Below are 17,241 nucleotides of genomic sequence, written 5' to 3'. Positions count from 1 at the left end.
GCACTCCATACCAAACAATTCAGTTATTTCAGCATGTTAATACAAAACATGCCCCACTTCAAGAACTGGCATCAAATTAGCATTTCTCCTGTGTATTCATCAAAAACGAACGAATAAACACATAGGAGGAAGTAACTATGGGCAGAATGAGAGAGAATCCCCGGTACAACGTGGTATCCATGCGGATCAGTGACGAAGAGCGTCAGGAACTGGCTCAATTGATGGACCAGACCCACATGAGCGTATCCGACATCATGCGTGAAGCCATGTCCCTGTTCAAGACCAGACTGACCAACCTGGAAATGAACCGTCAGGCCGCCTGACGAACTGCTTCAATTCAGAAACGGAAAAGGCCGCTTTCGCGGCCATTTTCGTTTCTGAATCCCTCATTTGTTACATTATCATTTCGCTTTCCAGTTGGTCCCCTGCGGTCCGTCCAGCAAGGCGACCCCCCGCTCCAGTAGAAAGTCGCGGATCTCGTCGCTTCGCTTGAAATCTTTCGCCTTGCGGGCAGCGGTCCGCTCCTCAATCAACCGCTCGATCTCCGCCACCGGAACCGTCAGTTCCCCCGCTTTCCTCGTCTGCATCCGCTCCAGAAATGCCGCCGGCGCCGACGTGAAGATGCCGAATACCTCCGCCACCCGTGCCACGGCCGCCCGCACCGCTTCCAGCAATGCGCGGTCGCCTTCATTCTCGGCCAGAAAACGGTTCACGCTCCGCACCAAATCAAAGATATGGCCGAGGGCCTGGGCGGTGTTGAAGTCATCGTCCATCGCCTCTTTAAAACGGGTCTCGAACGCGGCGAGCCGCTCGCCCAACTCGGCGTGTGCCACGCCGGCAGCACCGGTAGCTGGCGGCTTGGCCAGCGCCTCCTCGACCCCGGCCAGCGCCTTGTAGATCCTCTCCAGCCCCACTTCCGCCTCAGACAGGTTCTGGTCGGAAAAGTCGATGGGAGAACGGTAGTGGGCCGAGAGGAGGAAAAAGCGGAGCACCTCGCTGTCGTAACGGTCCAGCACCTCCCGGATGGTGAAGAAGTTCCCCAAAGACTTGCTCATCTTCTCGGCATTGATGTTGACGAAACCATTGTGCAGCCAGTAGCGGACGAACGGCTTCCCGGTGGCAGCCTCGGACTGGGCGATCTCATTCTCGTGGTGAGGGAAGATCAGGTCCCGGCCGCCACCATGGATGTCAAAGGTCTCCCCCAAGAGGCAACTGCTCATGGCGGAGCACTCGATGTGCCACCCCGGTCGCCCCTTTCCCCAGGGGCACTCCCAGAACGGCTCGCCCGGTTTCGCCTCTTTCCAGAGGGCAAAATCCATCGGGTTCCGCTTGAGTTCCCCCACCTCCACCCGGGCACCGGCCTGCATCTCCTCCAGGGTCCGCTTGGACAGCTTGAGATACGAAGGGAAGGTCTCCACGCTAAAATAGACGTCACCGCCCGACTGGTAGGCATGCCCCCGGTCGATCAGGGTCCGGACCAGGCGGATGATGTCGTCGATATGCTCGGTCGCCCGTGGCTGATGGGTCGGCAGGGCCAGGCCGAGCCGCGCCATATCCTCGTCAAAGGTCCGGATGTACCGCTCGGAGATGACGTTGTACGGCACCCCTTCCTTGTTGGCCCGATTGATGATCTTGTCGTCGATATCGGTATAGTTGCGGACATAGGTGACCTGGTAGCCGCTGGCACGCAGGTAGCGGTAGACCACGTCAAAGGCGACATTGGCCCGGGCATGGCCGATATGACAGTGATCGTACACCGTCACCCCGCAGACATACATTTTCACCTTCCCCGGTTCCAGCGGAACGAATTCTTCCTTGGTGCCGGTCAGGGTGTTATAGAGCTTCAAGGACATGGATAACTCTCTGAATTGGAATGACAAAAGGGGTAGACCTTACCACATCACCCCCATGAATGAAAAGGGGTTACTGTTTTTGCGTCAGGAGTGCAACGGCATAGGTGGCGATCCCCTCGCCCCGGCCGGCAAAGCCGAGCTCCTCGGTGGTGGTCGCCTTCACGTTCACCCGGTCCGGTTCACAATCGAGGGTCTCGGCGATATTCTCCCGCATCTGCTGGATATAGGGGGCCAGCTTGGGGCGCTGGGCAACGATGGTCGCATCCACGTTGCCGATCCGGTACCCTTTGTCATCGGCGAGCAGAAAGACATGGCGCAGCAGCTTGATGCTGGATGCCCCCTTGTAGGCCGGATCGGTGTCGGGAAAATGCTTGCCGATATCCCCTTCGCCGATGGCGCCCAGGATAGCGTCGCTTATGGCGTGAAGCAGCACATCCGCGTCCGAATGCCCCAGGAGCCCTTTACCATGAGGGATCTCCACCCCGCCGAGGATCAGTTTCCGCTCCGCCACCAGGCGGTGGACATCATAGCCATGACCGATTCGCATCATAGGATTGTCACCTTTCACTTTCGCTTTTCGCCGCCGCCAAGAACGCTTCCGCCAGCACCAGGTCTTCAGGGGTAGTAATCTTGATATTCCGGTAATCGCCGATGACGATCTGAACCTTGTCGTTCAGCCGCTCGACCAGGGAGGCGTCGTCGGTACCGAGAAACTGTTCGGCGTCGGCAATCTCGTGGGCCGCCCGGATCACCCCGTAGCGGAATGTCTGGGGGGTCTGGGCCAACCAGAGGGTCTCGCGGGGAGGGGTGGCCATCACAATGCCGGCCTCCACCACCTTGACCGTATCCTTCACCGGCACCGCCACCAGGGCACCGTCATGTTCACGGGCCACCTCTATCGAGCGTTGCACCACATGCTGCGGCACGAACGGCCTGACCCCGTCGTGGATCACGATGATGTCGTCATCGGCACACCCCTCAAGGGCCCGAAGACCATTCAGGACCGACTGCTGCCGCTCTTTGCCGCCGGCCACAATCTCCTCGATCTTGCGAAAGTCGTAGCGTTCCACCACCTGCTCCCGACAGAAGTCGATCTCGTCCGCAGGGATGACCGGAACGATCCGGTCGACAAACGGGGCATCCTCGAAGAGCCGCAGGGTCCTGGCAAGGATCGGCATGCCGCCGAGCAGCAGGTACTGCTTGTTGATCCCCGCCCCCATCCGCTTCCCCATCCCGGCAGCCGGGACCAGTGCGATTACCGCCACGTCACACCTCCCTCAGGGGTTTTTACCCACGACCCTGTTACGTTACGCACAGGAAATCCTTTCCCTCGACAAAGCCAGCCTGCTGCGCCCAGCCCCGTACCCCGTCCCTCGCCCCGCGGGTGCCGACGGTGATCAGAAGCTTGCGGCCGGCGGGCGTCACTGCATCCGCGGGGAGTACCGGCGCGCCATGCAGGGTCCGTCCCACCTTGCGCGGGTCCACATCGACCCAGGCAGACACCCGTATCCCGGCCCCGGCCAAGGCCCGACACCAGGCCCTTCCCTCCCGGCCGGCACCGGCCAGCACCACTTCGCGCTCCCCCTCGAGGAATCCTTGGCAGAGATGGTGAAGCTTGCAGGAGCGGAACGCCTCCGGGCTGTATTCCATCATGGTGCGCGTTGCCCGTTCCGGGCGGTCGCGCCAGAAAAAGAGCTCCTCGTGCAGACGGGCGAACCGGACACCGGCGCCGGCCAGCCGCAACCAGAGGTCGTAATCTTCGGCCCAGCCCAGATCGCGGTAGCCGCCGACCGCCAGCACCGCTTCCCGACGGAACATCACGCTGGGGTGGACAAACGGGGACTCCACGAACAGATCGGCGACCATTGCCTCGTGGGAGGTCAGCGCATTCTGCCACGACTCGTAGGCGAGCATGCCGACCCGCAGTCCGGTCCGGGGAAAGTGCCGGAAGGCCGAGGCGACCAGTCCGACTCCCGGCTCCCTGGCGAGAAACTCCGTCTGGCCGGCCAGGCGCCGGGGATGGGACACGTCGTCCCCATCCATCCGGGCCACCAGCGATGCCCGGCAAGCGGCCAGCCCGGCGTTAAGGGCCGGCACGAGTCCCCGCTCCGGTGAGCCCATCACCCGGATGCGCGGCTCACGGCAGGCCGCCTCCGCAAGAATGGCCGGCGTGGCATCGGTCGAGCCATCGTCCACCGCAACCAGCTCCCAGTCGGTCAGGGTCTGGGATGCAAGGGAACGCAGGGCCGCCGGCAGGAAGCGCTCCTCGTTTCTCACCGGCATCAGGATGGAGACCAGCGGTTGCGTGCCCAAAAAGCCTCTCAGCCCCGTTCCAGCAGTTGGACGACCTCGGCCGGCAGCCGTTTTGCCTTCATGCCGGGCATGACACACACCAGGGTCACCCGGCCGCTGACAAGCAGCACACCGTCTGTGGCCCGGACCACCCGCTGGCCAAGGGTGAACGCGGTCCGCCCCACCTCCAGCACCTCGGTCTCGATCCTGACCAGGTCATCCAGCCGGGCCGGCGCCTTGTAGTCGACCTCCAGCCGGACTACCGGAAAGAGGCTCCCCTGATCGTGCAGATCCCGGACCGACACCCCGCGCTCCCGGAAGAACTCGGTCCTGGCCCGCTCGAAATACCCCAGATAGTTGGCGTGGTACACTACCCCGCCGGCATCGGTGTCCTCGTAGTATATGCGAAATTCCATAATAAAATCCGTAACTCGTAACTCGTGATTCGTTTCCAGTCACCTGTCACGGCATCTACTCCTGCCACTTGAACTCGGTTTCCGCCGGCGGCTCGCTGCCGGTGCTGACCGCTTTTCCCCGCGAGGCCGCCTCCTTTACCACGGACAGGAGGTGCTCCAGGGAGATCTGGTTCTGCACCGTGGCCACCGACACGCTCAGGTCTTTGATACCGAAAAAGTTGGTGTGGGACAGGTCCAGCCGGTCGAAGGTCAGGATGCCACTCTCCAGGGAAGCGGCAATCTCCCCCCGGTCATAGGAGCGGTCGCTGCGGAAGAAAAAACCCCGCAGCTTCTTGCCGGCCAGCTTCTGGAGAAACTCCTTGCTGACCAACATCTGCTCGTCCCGACTGTGCCGGGTCCAGAGATCGACGAACCCCACCAGCCCCTCGCTCCCTGGCGCCGTGCCGGCGAGGCTCACTATACCATCAAGCCGGCCGGAGATATACCCTTTAATGGCCGGAAACACCTCGCACAGCCTGCGCAAGCTGACATCGTCAAGCAGCAGGTTACCACCGTAACGCTGCGCCTCCCCCAGACGGAAGAAGCCATTGCCGTAGAGCCGGCCGCCGTAGAGCATCGCCACCAACGAGGAGATTTCGGTGAGACCGTCCCCTGCCCGGACGACGAGCTGCAGATCGTTCAGTTCCATGGGGCCGAAGCGGACCTTGGCTATCCTGAACGGAGGGGCCGGCGAAAGGCGATGGCGGGCATCGGCCAGGAGTGCCGCCATGTTGTCGCGGCTGACCGGCGTGGCCGGCCGGGCCGGCAGCCGACCCTTTCCGGACGGATAAAGGGAAAAGGGGAGCGTCCCCCGGACCCCGCTCACCACCAGCTTCTGGCCCGGTATCTCCAACTGGACATCGGCCAGCGTCAAAGTTCCGTCAACCTCGGCCGTGCGCCCGGCAACCCTGATGCTCGTTTCGGCCGCCAGCTCACCACCAACGGTCGCCTCCTGGAGCGGGCGGGGAAGTCGGTTGGCAAAGGCATCGAACAGGGCGTTGAGTCCGGTCCTGGCGGCCGTCAGCCGGAACGTCCCGCTACGCTCCGGGGCAAAGGCCCGCTTGAGCTCACCGGAAACGGACACCTGCAGATCAGGCCCGACACCAACGGCCCCTTCCCGCAGGACAAGGTCGCCGCCGGTAAGATCCGCCACGGCCCGGACCGCACCGTCAGTAATGATCCCCTTCCCCTTCGCGTCCGCCAGGGCGATCTCCTGGCCGGCCAGCCTGATCGTTCCGCCGACACCCTCTCCCGGGCAATAGCTGCCGTCCCACTGCAGGTCGATCTTCCCCCCCTCTGCCCAGGGGAACTTGCCAGTCGGAAACAGCGTAGCCACCCTGGCAAGCGACGCGCCGCCGACCTTGCTGCGCCAGGTGACACCACGGGAAAACGCAAACGGATCGAGGCTGATGCTGCCGTCCACTCCCCCCTCAATGAAGCTGCCGCGCAGGGTGGCCCGAAGCTTCCCCTCCCCGAGCTCAGCTTCGGCCGAAACCGCCCCTACCGGAGTCCCGACCACCAGCAGCTGGCCGCCGGCAATTTGAGCCGTGCCGGCGAGCCAGCGTTTATCCCCCGTACTGTGCAGATCGGCCTGCAGCGCCCCTCGGCAGTCGGTGAAGCCGTACCGGCCGGATACTCCAGCCAGCCCGCTCCACCTGAGATCAAGGGGAACAATGGTTTCACCGGCTCGGTGCAGGGACGTCGGCACGGTGCCCGCCACCGCGGCCGCCCGCAACTCCTTGCCCGCCATCCGCAGGAGCAGGGCCGAGAGAGTAAAGCCACCCGGTGAGACCGTATAGCGGGTGGAGCCGGCAAGGGGCTTGCCGGCCATCATCCCCTGGTCAATGGCCAGGTTCCCGGCCAAGGACGGCACGCCGGCCGCAACCGTAACGACGCCGCCGGCGACCGCCGAGCCGGCCGCAAACTGGCGCCCGCCGTTGCTGGCTGCGAGGCCGGTCACCCGGAGAGTGAACGCCCCCCGACAGTCCCGGGGAGTACGGCCGGCCAGCTGCAGGGACAGGTCACCGCTGCCGTCCTGCAGTTGCAGGCGCTCGTTGGGGAGGAGACCACTCAAATCCCGGAGCGGGATCGGCCGGGCAACCACGGTCAGGCGCAGCGGCTCCTGGTCGCCGGGCCGATAGCTGGCGCTGCCGCTCACCGGAGCACCGGCCAGCCGCCCCTTGAATGCAGCGACATCGGCCGCCTGCAGGGCAAAACGGTTGGTGAGGCTTACCCGGACCGGCAGGGTCACCTCCTCCAGCACGGCACCCCGATCCCGGGAAACAGTCCGGATATCCCCGCTGACGGCCCAGCCCGCTGCGACCCGCCGCGTCTCCAGGTCGGCCGCGAGGCCGCTGACCACCAGCCGTTCCCCCTTATGCAGTGTCACGTCCCGCACCACAACCCGGCCCCCGCCGGCTGTCACCCCGTCCTTACGGTTGCCGGCCAGGCGCAGAGTTCCCGGCACCAGGGTGCCGGCCACCATCAGGTCCCGGCGCAGGCGAGCCGGCAGGAGGGAGGAGAGCTCGGCCAGCGAGGCCTGCCGCCACGACAGCGTACCCTTTCCGCGCCGCTCACTCCGCACAGCGGCAACCGTACCGCTGGCTTCGACTACCGGTCGGCCGGCGAGACTCAAACGAAGACTCTCCAGAATTGCCGTGTCATCGGTCATCCGGTACCCGCCACGAATCGCAAAATCGGCAGCCACGGGAACCTTCGCACCCTTCAGGTTAACGGTTCCGCCGTGCAGCGCCAGCGTGCCGTCCAGAGCCAGGAGCCCGTTGCCGAATCTCCCGTGCAGCAGCAGCGAGCCGGCGGCACCGTCCATCGCCAGTGCCTTGCCCTCTCTGACCGCTGCCGGCAACACGATATCGGGTGCGCTAACGGTGAACCGGACCTCGGGCCGGTCTCCCAGGCGGCCATCCCCGGAAAGGGCAAGCTGTGTCCCGTCCACCCGGCCGCTGATCCCGAAGGTCATCGGTCGCGAGCCGCGGCTGGCAAGTCCGGTGATCGTAACGGCGACATGCTCGGCCCACTGACCTGCCACGCTACAGGCCGCATCCGCCATCTCCAACCGGTCGACGAGGAGTTCCGCCCCCTTGCCGGGCTTTTTCGGCCGCCGGGTAAGACCGGTAAAGTTCCAGACACCGGCCCTATTCTTCACCAATGCCACCCTGACCCCGGCGATCCGGACCGAGGCAAGCCGGTAGCGGCCCACTGCCAGGTCGGCCCAGGCCGGGACGATCCGGATGCTCCCAACTGCCAACAACGGCTGACCGCCAAAGCCCGGAGGGTTGTCGATGCACAGCCCATCCACCACAACCCCGTTCAGGGAAAGGCGCAATCCGGCTATCGACACCGGCTGGCCAATCTGCGCCGTCAGGATACTGCCCAGTTGACGGGGGGCCAGCGGTGACAGGAGATAGAGCTTGAGTGCGAGGAAGCCTCCCCCCAGAAGGACCAGGAAGAGAACAACGCACCGGACAAAAGGCCGGCGCCGGCGAGATGAGGGGTGCGACGGATCGGACATGGTGAGGGTTACCTTCTTGTTTCACTGATGTAGGGGCGCTGCTTGCTGCGCCCTGCTTGCCATAAATTCCGCGTGCCGGCAAGGGCGGGGCAAGCGCCGCCCCTACAGGCCCTTCAGGAGTTCGGCCTTGACCGTGTCGTCAATGAAGCTCTCATCAATTGCCTCCCGCGCCCACGGCTCACGGGAACGGGCCAGCACCCGCGCCGCCCCTTCGGCCACTGCCGGAATATCGCTCCAGAGCGCATCCCTGATCCCCCGCAACTGATGTGCATCCCCCTGCCGACCGTCCGCCAGTTCCCGGCAGCCGCTGCAAAGCAGTGCCAGGCCGGCCTCTTCTGGCTCCTGGTCGGGCCGGTAATCCCACGGCCGGAGGTCATCAGAACCGCCGCACCACTCGCAGCGGAACCCGGCCCGCTTGGCCAGCCCCTTGCCCAACATCTGTATTGCCGACATATGTTCCTTGTTGGCCAGATAACCTTTTGCCATGATTCCCCCGCTATTTTTCAGCACCGCCCCCTGAGCCTTTAGCGTATCTTCAGTAAACCACATTTCCCTGCGAAGTGAAGCCGCCTCCCTGCTGCCAAAACTGTTGACGGGACCGTGACCCTGCATGATAATTCCCACATCTTCCGATCGTGAGGGCAGATTCGCCATGAACATAGAACAGATGAAGACGGTTCTCAAGGAGATCGTCACCAAGACCAGCCTCACCCCCTGCGTGGTCGGCCATCGGGGGGTGGGAAAGAGTGCCGGCATCGTCCAGGTCTGCCGGGAGCTCGGCCGGCGCTACGTGCCGCTCCGGCTGGGGCAGATGGAGGTGGGGGATCTGGTGGGGATTCCCTACCGGGAAGGAACCGTCATGCACTGGTCCCGCCCCTCCTGGTGGCCGACCAGCGGCGACCCGGAGACAGTCGTCCACTGCGACGAACTGAACCGGGCACAGCAGGAGGACACCCTCCAGGCCATCTTCCAGTTCGTGGAGCCCCCCATGGCCGGCGGCCAGCGGGCCCTCCACACCCACACCCTGGACCGGAATCACCTCGCAGTTGGCCATTGATTGCAGTCCCGAGAGAGGTCATTTCGCTTGAAAAAACCATTGCGAATCATCCTATATTTCCTGATTTCATTGTTAATCGGCATTGTTGCCACCCTGGTCATGGATTATTTTGAAAACTTCGCGGTTGAAAAAAGCCTCCGGAAAGAACTGGAACAGGAGATACGGTTTGCAGCTGCTTCTTTCAAGGGGGCTACGAGTAACTTCACACCTGACGAGGTGCTCCGTTTCTTAAAGTCCTATTCAGCTTCGGCATTGAACGGTAAAATCATTGCCGTTGACCCGGTCACTGACAGTAAGCCCGGCCGTGACAGTTCTTTCCTTTTCTCATATAACGAGGGAGAGGGCCGGATTGATTATTTCATTGTCAATTCGTTCCTGAAAGGCCAGATGGCCATCCTAGACCTCCCGGAGCTCGTTTTTGGCCTCTTCATTACCTTTGCCGCGTTTACCGGCATCGTCATCTACCGGGACAAAAGGGAAAAGGTCCAGGAGCTGCGGCAGCATCTGGAGGTGAAACACGAGGAAATCAGAAAGGTGCTTGAAGAGCACGAGGCCCTGGCGCTTCTGGGACGCATGGCCGCTACCCTGGCCCATGAACTGAAAACACCCGTTGCCACCATCTCGAACCTGATCCAGGTCTTTCCTGCGCGAATCGGGGACAAGGCGTTCACTGACCGCTTCCAGGTAATGATCAAGGAGGAGTTGAACCGGACCCAGCAACTGATCAATAATCTGCTGGCCTACGGGAAAGATGTTGATGCGAGTCACTCGGAATGGGTCATTCTCCCTTCATTTGTTGAAGAACTGGCGGCAAAGAACTCTCTACGACTAGGCACGGAGATCCCTTGGGAAGTCTACGGCGACAGGTTTTATCTGGGGCTGCTTTTCGACAACCTCATGCGGAACAGTCGGGAGGCAGGTGCGGGCGAACTACGGGTGACTATGCAGACGGAGACAGCGGAGCAAAGCGGACGGGCCGCGATTCTTTTTGAGGATAACGGCAAAGGATTTCCCAAGGACGCGGATCTCGGCACCCTCCTCACGCCGTTTGTCAGCGGCCGTTCCAGCGGAGCGGGGCTTGGGCTCTATCTTGCCGCGAAGATTGCGGCAGCGCATGACATTATTATTACCCTCTACAGACCGGAACACGGAGCAGGGGTCAGGCTCTCCCTGCCACGGAAAAGGGTGAGGCCGTATGATCGATGATAAACCAACGCTTCTCATCGTGGATGACGAACCATACTTTCGCGAGTCGCTGAAACTGGCCCTGGAGGGGACGTTCGTCGTCGAGGAAGCCGGCTCTGTCAAAAGTGCCGTTGAGTCACTCCGCGCGCATATTCCCGATGCCATCCTCCTCGACGTCAATCTCCCCGACGGCAGCGGGATCGGCCTGTTAGAAGAGTTGCGAGCCTTTCAGCCGATGCCGCTGGTTTTGGTTATGACCGCCTTTGCTACGATTGCCAGCGCTGTCAAGGCGCTCAAGGAAGGAGCCACCGATTACATCGTCAAACCGTTCGACATCGAAAGACTGCAGAGAGAACTGGCTGTCCACCTGGAAAACCGGACCCTCCAACGACGGGTAGTCTCCCTCGACCGGGAAATCAGCAGGATCGCCCCACCGTTCGTCACAACCGGAAGCGGCGGCATGAAGGAGATCGTCGAAAAGGCGCAACTGATCGCCACTCTTGATCTCCCGGTACTGATCAAAGGGGATACGGGAACCGGGAAGGAAAAACTGGCGCGCTGGATACATTTACTTTCCGGCTCCAAAGGGGAACTGGTGTCGATCAACTGCGCTGCATTGCCAAAGGAGATCATCGAGAGCGAGCTCTTCGGCTATATGAAGGGGGCCTTTTCCGGGGCCGTCTCCTATAAGGAAGGGCTGGTGGAAAAGGCAAGCGGAGGGACCCTGTTTCTCGATGAAATCGGTGAACTACAGGAAACCGTCCAGGCAAAATTTCTCCGCGTACTGGAAGATGGCGTCTACTACAAGCTTGGCGACACAAAGGAGCGGAAGGCGCATTTCAGGCTCATCTCAGCGACCAACAGGGATCTGGCCGATCCTGCCGCACCCTTTCGCAGGGACCTGTTCTACCGGATAAACGGGGTCATGTTCGAACTCCCTCCCCTGCGGGAGCGGCGCGACGACATTCCGCTTCTTGCCGCGGCATTCATACGAGAAGCCAATTACGCGTACAAAAAAGAGGTGAAGGAGTTGTCGGCACAGTCGAAGAAAAGCCTCCTCCAGTATGATTGGCCCGGCAACATCCGTGAGCTGAAATGGTGTATCAACCGAGCCGTGGCTCTTGCCCCGGGGGAGATTGCCGCTATCGACGACACGGAACTGACCGTGCAAACCGCCCAGACGCCTGCCGGCGGCGGGGAAATCGATTACTCGCTCCCCCTGGATGCAGCGATTGAACGGCTGGAGAAAGAGTATCTGCTCCATGCCCTGGCCGCAGCCGGTAACAACAAGACCGAAGCGGCCAGAGTCCTCGGCATTTCCGTGCGGGCACTCCATTACAAAATAGACAAGTACGGGCTGTAAAAATCTTATATATACGCAAAGATTCAGCCTGTTAGCGCAATCAGCTGTGGTTATGGCTGGGACCTGTTCAGAAATGAAAAAAGAATTGACAAATAATTATGCGGGGTATAAACAGGTAAAATTCCTCGTTAGCATGAGGCGTTTGCACAAACACAGGCTACTGCCCGGAAACGTCGAAAGACGCCAATGGGTAGACCAGGTCTTGCCGGATTAAGGCTTGACCTAAGGTAGCTGGTTTCTCGAAACCTACGTTGTGCACTGCCGAAAACCTACGAGTGGGGAATCAGGGTACGCTATTTTTAGGCCATGGTTCTCCATGGCCTTTTTTATTGCGCGTATTCTGAAACGGAAAGGTGGTGGTTTCCCAATTGGACAGTCATAGTAGCGAATATCATTTACCCATCCCGTTCTCCCAGCGGTAATCACTTCAAAGCCTACCTCCTTTTTCTTCTCTGCTTTGAATGTTTCCGTTGTGTGAAGCGGGGACAAAAAAAGCAGGGAATCCCTCGTCGGATATCTCTCCTCCTTACATTTCAGTCTCAGGCTGGTTCCGGTCACCTGCGGTACGTACCGTGGTTCGTCTTTGCACGCCCTGAGCTTGATACGGGTGAAAACCAGTCTTTTCGATCTGCTAATACCCGTCTACGGAGAGAGCTGTCGTCAGCGGTTCCGGGGTGGGAGCGGCGATACTGACCGGCACCCGCACATGGCCCAGGGTCACAAGGGCCTGGCGACGGCACGGAAAATAGTTCGGACACATAGGGAAGGAGATTCAGGATATGTTCAGGTTTTCAAACATCTATTACGAGTTCCGCCGTGTCTGGAAGGCGATCAAGCTCTTTTTTATCATCTCCGGTCCGGGGATCGTCGTCATGGTGGCTGACAACGATGCCGGCGGCATTACAACGTATGCCGCCACCGGCGCAAAATACGGCTATCACCTGATCTGGTTCCTGCTCATACTGGTACCGGTCGCCTACTACGTCCAGGAGATGACCGTCCGTCTGGGGGCCGTCACCAAACGGGGCCATGGCGAGGCCATCTTTGCCGGATTTGGTGCCTTCTGGGGCTGGTTTTCGTTGATCGACCTGATGATAGTCAACTGGCTGACCCTGGTCACCGAATTCATCGGCATGACTTCGTCACTCAGGATCTTCGGGATTCCCCCCTGGCTGACCGTGCTGGGCGTCTGCATCCTGATGGGGATCATGGTCCTGAACGGTCGCTACTGGACCTGGGAGAAGATCGCGATGGTCTTCTGCGCAGTAAACCTGATCTATATTCCCGGCGCCTTCATGGTCCAGCCGAAGGTAGCAGACATCATCCACACAGGATTCGTGCCCCATATACCGCCGGGAGGTTTCAACAACGAACTCTTCTTCTTCCTTATGGCCAATATCGGCACCACCATCGCACCCTGGATGCTCTTCTTCCAGCAGAGCGCCGTGGTGGATAAAGGGACGAAGGAAAAGGACATCCCTTGGGGAAAACTGGATACCTTGGTCGGCGCGATCCTGACCGTGGTGGTGGCAGTTTTCATCGTGATTGTCACCGGCACCATTCTTCCGGGCGTCAACATCGACGATGCTGCCCAAGCTTCGATTATGCTGATGAAGACCCAGAAGTACGCCGGTACCTTCATGGCCATCGGCCTCTTCGACGCCGGGCTCCTGGGGGCAATTTGCATCTCTCTGGCCAGCTCCTGGGCCTTTGGCGAAGTGTTTGGCTGGGCGCACTCACTCAACAACAAGATCCGCGAGGCCCCCTGGTTTTATGCCAACTACTTCCTGACGCTCATCACTGCCGGGCTGGTGGTTTTGATCCCCAAGGCACCCCTGGTACTGATCACCCTTTTCGTGCAAGTGGTGGCGGTTACCTTGCTCCCGGCGGCGCTGGTCTTCCTGGTTTTGCTCCTGAACAACAAAAAGACCATGGGCGAGTACACCAACACCCTCTGGCAGAATGTCATCACCACCATCATCGTGGTGGTGATTGTCATCCTCTCGACCCTTTACGGGATCAGCACCCTGTTCCCGAACATGTTCAAATAGGAGACATGCGCCATGATCAGAGATTTCTTTTCGCATAACTTCGCCAAAGTTAGAGAAATCAATCAAAAGTACGCTAAACCGAATGTGGAGATGTCCGGCTGGGTGAGAGGCTCCCTCCTGTTCCTGCGCCTGTACCTGATACTGCTGGTCGGGCTGCTTTTGTACAAGTTCATAACTCTCCTGTAAAGCGAGGTGCGCCATGAATACCTTTGTCGATAAAACTACGGAAACAAGCTTTTTCCTGAGCGACCTGATCGGAGCAAAGGTCTTTGTTCAAGGAAAGAGAGTCGGCAAGCTGGATGATCTGCTCATCAGAGAGCACGAAAAGATCCCCGAGGTCACCCATGTTCTCGTCAGCCGCCCTTTCGGCCACAAATCGCTACTGGTACCTTTCGAGCTGGTTGAGACCCTTGGATATGGCAAAATTATTCTTGATATTCCTGACATCACTTCGTTCGAAGGAGAGCCGGAAGAGACACAGGTGCTTCTCAAGGATCATATTCTGGACAAGAAGGTCATTGACCTGGACGGCAATGAGATCGATATCGTCTACGACGTCAAGCTGGTACAGCGTAACAGGAAACTCTATGCCACCGATGTGGACTTCAGCAAGTATGGGCTCCTGAAACGCCTGGGGCTGCGTTATGTGGCCAAATTCGTTTATCACCTGGCCGAGATGTTCAAGAAAGAGACCATTTCTTGGGCATATATCCAGCCGCTGCCCGAGAAGATAGGGAGCTTCAAAGGGAACGTGAAGCTCAATATTCTCAAGGAAGCATTACCTGATATTCACCCCGTTGACCTGGCAGATATCCTGGAAGAGCTCTCCGAGGAGCAACGGCTGGCGATCTTTAACGAACTGGATACCGAGCAGGCTTCTGACACCCTTGAAGAAATTGAACCGCGGGTTCAGCGCAGCCTGATTTCGTCACTGGACAAGGAGCGTGTAGCGGATCTGATTGATGAAATGACTCCCGCCCAGGCGGCCGATGTCCTTTCGGCCCTGCCGACGGAAGATGCAGAACAGATTCTGCACCTGATGGAGCACACCGAGACAGAGAAGATCGAATCGCTCCTTGAAAAGCAGGATGAATCAATCATCAACCTGACCACAAAGCACTTCATCAGGATGCTGCCGGACATGACAACCGACCTCATTATATCCGCGTTCCGCAAATTCGCTGAAGATGCGGATGTGGTGGATTACATCTACGTGGTCGATCATGATGAAAAATTGCAAGGTGTCGTAAGCCTCCCGGATCTGCTTATGGCAAAGCCCGGATCGCACCTTAAAGACATCATGGTTACCCAAGTCATCAGCCTTGAGGAGATCGACTCCATTGAGGACGCCAGAGAGAAATTCTCCCGGTATCGCTTTGATGCCTTGCCGGTCTTATCTGCGGACGATGTTATCAGGGGGGTATTGACCTACCGGGATATCATGGGACTTGATCATTAGTCGCTTGAAATACCGTCGGAACAGGAAATGCGAGGGATGACGGAACAGTTGCCGAAGAATTATCAGGAGTTTTGTCATGAGAACGCTTGGGAATACCTGCCTGACTTTTATTGCAGTGGTTTTTGTTGTCACTACTTCAGCTACGGCCCATGCCGATAAAAATCCATCGGAGCAAGTGGTTAAGACCCCGGGAACTGTTGCTACATCGGCACCGACACAAGCCGCTCCAACGAATTCTGCGCTTACTGCTATAGAAGCCCTGCCCGACTGGTTCCCCAAGGTCCTGGGTGGACAGTTCAACGGTGTATACCAAAGCGTGCCGGGCTTCCACACCCCCTATCAGGGACCGAACAGTTTCGCGACCAATGACGGCAAAGGACGCGATTTCACCCAAACATATGGACTGTATCTGGGCTCCCAACTGGCGCCAACGCTGCAAGCCTACCTGGATCTTGAGTTGTTCCGGGGAAACGGGATCAGCAATGGGACGGGACTTGGCGGATTCGTCAATGGGGACGTCATCAGGGCGGGGTCGTCGGACCTGCCAAAGACCCCTTATGTGGCACGGTTGTTTCTCAGGTACTTCCTGCCCCTTTCCACTGAAACCGAAAAGGTGGATCGGGCCATGGACCAAATCCCCGGAAGCCAACCTGTCAGCAGATGGGAAGTAAAAGCCGGTAAGATAGCTGCTGTGGATGATTTCGATCTGAACCGCTATGCAAATAACAACCGCACCCAGTTTCTCAACTACGATTTCCTGTACAATACCGCATGGGACTATGCGGCAGATACACGGGGCTACAGCTACGGACTGGTCACTGCCCTGGCGCAGCCGCGATGGCGACTGGCCTTCGGCGTCTACATGGAACCCAATACGGGCAACGGTGCCAATTTCGATTTTATTGACATGAGAGAGCTTGGCTACAACCTCGAACTCACCTGGAAGCCAAACGATACGGGCACGGTAGTCCGCTTGCTATCCTATTTCAACGAGTCTCGCATGGGCAGCTATAATGCGGCGCTGGTGCAGGGGCGCGCCACCTCCACCGTGCCCGATCTCCTGACTGTTGAGAAGCAAGGTGGCACCAAGTACGGTTTTGGATTGAATTTCGAGCAACCTCTTGCCGACGAAGGGGAAACGGGCATTTTCGGACGCCTCGGCTGGAACGGCGGAGGACACGAGAGTTGGGCCTATGTGGAATCCGACCGCCATGCAAGTCTCGGCGTCCAGGTGAACGGAGTCCACTGGGGGAGGAAAGAAGACGATTTGGGGCTCGCATACGGGGTGAACGGTCTGTCAACGCCGCATAAGAATTATCTGGCAGCCGGTGGAAACGGCATACTCCTGGGTGATGGCAGACTGAATTACGGCTATGAACAGGCGCTCGAAGTCTATTATCGCGTCCAGCTCGGCAAATATATCCAGGTTTCTCCTGATTTCCAGTTCATCAAGAATCCCGGCTACAACAAGGACCGGGGACCGGCTGAAGTCTACGGCCTGCGGGCACGACTGAATTTTTGATATATTGACGGCTTGCTGCTGAAGGTTACATCAGAGCGATAAGATCTGTATCAACAATGACAGGGGATAGTCAATATGAGCAAAACTAATGGTAGCATCAAATGGTTGCCTGAACCTGAAGAAAAAGATTATCCCGCCGCCGCATCCTATCTGGGTCTGATATATGGGGCCACTACGGTAAAGACGATAGTAAACAACTTGAGAAACACTCAATTGACACAATTCAAGGCTAAGGACATATTCAGGGCATCGGGACTATCGCTGTTGGGAATCAGTAATTATCATGTCGAAAAAGACCGTAAAAAGATCGCGGATGGAAAACAACTTTCGCCTATTCTACTGGTAAGAGATGAGCGCAATGGCAAGGTAGTCATTGCAGACGGTTATCATCGACTGTGTGCAGTATATTCCTTTGATGAGGATGAATATATCCCGTGTAAGATCGTCTAAAACTTCGCTCGCCAGCCATTATGCC

General features: G+C 58.9%; 15 protein-coding genes, 1 pseudogene and 1 riboswitch. Of the genes and pseudogenes, 9 read left to right on the top strand and 7 right to left on the bottom strand.

The window, feature by feature from the left end; genetic code table 11:
• Positions 1 to 137 precede the first annotated feature (137 nt).
• Positions 138 to 323, top strand: coding sequence for a ribbon-helix-helix protein, CopG family (locus tag JN12_RS11565; protein WP_145022858.1), 186 nt, complete (start codon positions 138 to 140; stop codon positions 321 to 323).
• 78 nt (positions 324 to 401) lie between these two features.
• Here the strand turns inward: JN12_RS11565 and cysS are convergent, their stop codons facing one another.
• The 7 genes from cysS to JN12_RS11530 form a co-directional block, all read right to left on the bottom strand.
• Positions 402 to 1,853, bottom strand: coding sequence for a cysteine--tRNA ligase (gene cysS, locus JN12_RS11560; protein WP_145022856.1), 1,452 nt, complete (start codon positions 1,851 to 1,853; stop codon positions 402 to 404).
• Positions 1,854 to 1,923: 70 nt separating this feature from the next.
• Positions 1,924 to 2,400, bottom strand: a complete 477-nt coding sequence (gene ispF, locus JN12_RS11555) for a 2-C-methyl-D-erythritol 2,4-cyclodiphosphate synthase (protein ID WP_145022988.1) — start codon at positions 2,398 to 2,400, stop codon at positions 1,924 to 1,926.
• Positions 2,401 to 2,410: 10 nt separating this feature from the next.
• Positions 2,411 to 3,118 carry a 2-C-methyl-D-erythritol 4-phosphate cytidylyltransferase gene (ispD, locus tag JN12_RS11550; protein WP_145022853.1) on the bottom strand — a complete coding sequence of 236 codons (708 nt, stop codon included), beginning with the start codon at positions 3,116 to 3,118 and terminating at the stop codon, positions 2,411 to 2,413.
• A gap of 37 nt (positions 3,119 to 3,155) precedes the next feature.
• Positions 3,156 to 4,166, bottom strand: coding sequence for a glycosyltransferase (locus tag JN12_RS11545; RefSeq protein WP_246125853.1), 1,011 nt, complete (start codon positions 4,164 to 4,166; stop codon positions 3,156 to 3,158).
• An 8-nt stretch (positions 4,167 to 4,174) separates the two neighbouring features.
• Positions 4,175 to 4,561 (bottom strand): YbgC/FadM family acyl-CoA thioesterase, encoded by a 387-nt coding sequence (locus tag JN12_RS11540; protein WP_145022851.1) that lies wholly within the window; start codon positions 4,559 to 4,561, stop codon positions 4,175 to 4,177.
• A gap of 55 nt (positions 4,562 to 4,616) precedes the next feature.
• A complete protein-coding gene (locus JN12_RS11535) occupies positions 4,617 to 8,129 on the bottom strand; it encodes a hypothetical protein (protein WP_145022849.1) in 3,513 nt (1,170 codons plus the stop codon).
• Positions 8,130 to 8,231: 102 nt separating this feature from the next.
• Entirely contained in the window at positions 8,232 to 8,615 is a 384-nt protein-coding gene (locus JN12_RS11530; RefSeq protein WP_145022847.1) for a hypothetical protein, read from the bottom strand.
• 166 nt (positions 8,616 to 8,781) lie between these two features.
• On the opposite strand from JN12_RS11530, the pseudogene JN12_RS11525 reads away from it, so the two are divergent.
• The 8 genes and pseudogenes from JN12_RS11525 to JN12_RS11495 all read left to right on the top strand — a co-directional run.
• Positions 8,782 to 9,177: pseudogene (locus JN12_RS11525) on the top strand (hypothetical protein); the annotation flags it as partial.
• Between the two features lie 36 nt (positions 9,178 to 9,213).
• Positions 9,214 to 10,392 (top strand): ATP-binding protein, encoded by a 1,179-nt coding sequence (locus tag JN12_RS11520; RefSeq protein ID WP_145022845.1) that lies wholly within the window; start codon positions 9,214 to 9,216, stop codon positions 10,390 to 10,392.
• A complete protein-coding gene (locus JN12_RS11515) occupies positions 10,382 to 11,734 on the top strand; it encodes a sigma-54-dependent transcriptional regulator (protein ID WP_145022843.1) in 1,353 nt (450 codons plus the stop codon). The genes JN12_RS11520 and JN12_RS11515 overlap by 11 nt, the downstream gene beginning before the upstream one ends.
• 117 nt (positions 11,735 to 11,851) lie before the next feature.
• Positions 11,852 to 12,021, top strand: a riboswitch (M-box (ykoK) riboswitch).
• Positions 12,022 to 12,513: 492 nt separating this feature from the next.
• Positions 12,514 to 13,785 (top strand): NRAMP family divalent metal transporter, encoded by a 1,272-nt coding sequence (locus tag JN12_RS11510; protein ID WP_145022841.1) that lies wholly within the window; start codon positions 12,514 to 12,516, stop codon positions 13,783 to 13,785.
• Between the two features lie 12 nt (positions 13,786 to 13,797).
• Positions 13,798 to 13,971 (top strand): hypothetical protein, encoded by a 174-nt coding sequence (locus tag JN12_RS20490; RefSeq protein ID WP_170241907.1) that lies wholly within the window; start codon positions 13,798 to 13,800, stop codon positions 13,969 to 13,971.
• Between the two features lie 13 nt (positions 13,972 to 13,984).
• Positions 13,985 to 15,244, top strand: coding sequence for a magnesium transporter MgtE N-terminal domain-containing protein (locus JN12_RS11505; protein WP_145022839.1), 1,260 nt, complete (start codon positions 13,985 to 13,987; stop codon positions 15,242 to 15,244).
• A gap of 76 nt (positions 15,245 to 15,320) precedes the next feature.
• Positions 15,321 to 16,766 (top strand): carbohydrate porin, encoded by a 1,446-nt coding sequence (locus JN12_RS11500; protein ID WP_145022837.1) that lies wholly within the window; start codon positions 15,321 to 15,323, stop codon positions 16,764 to 16,766.
• 75 nt (positions 16,767 to 16,841) lie between these two features.
• The gene (locus JN12_RS11495; protein ID WP_145022835.1) at positions 16,842 to 17,216 is read left to right on the top strand and encodes a ParB N-terminal domain-containing protein; all 375 of its coding nucleotides are present in this window, start codon (positions 16,842 to 16,844) and stop codon (positions 17,214 to 17,216) included.
• The last annotated feature ends 25 nt before the right edge of the window (positions 17,217 to 17,241 follow it).

The sequence above is a fragment of the Geobacter argillaceus genome, assembly GCF_007830735.1.
Lineage (GTDB): Bacteria > Desulfobacterota > Desulfuromonadia > Geobacterales > DSM-12255 > Geomobilibacter > Geomobilibacter argillaceus.
This window is presented reverse-complemented; position numbering and strand designations above follow the sequence as displayed.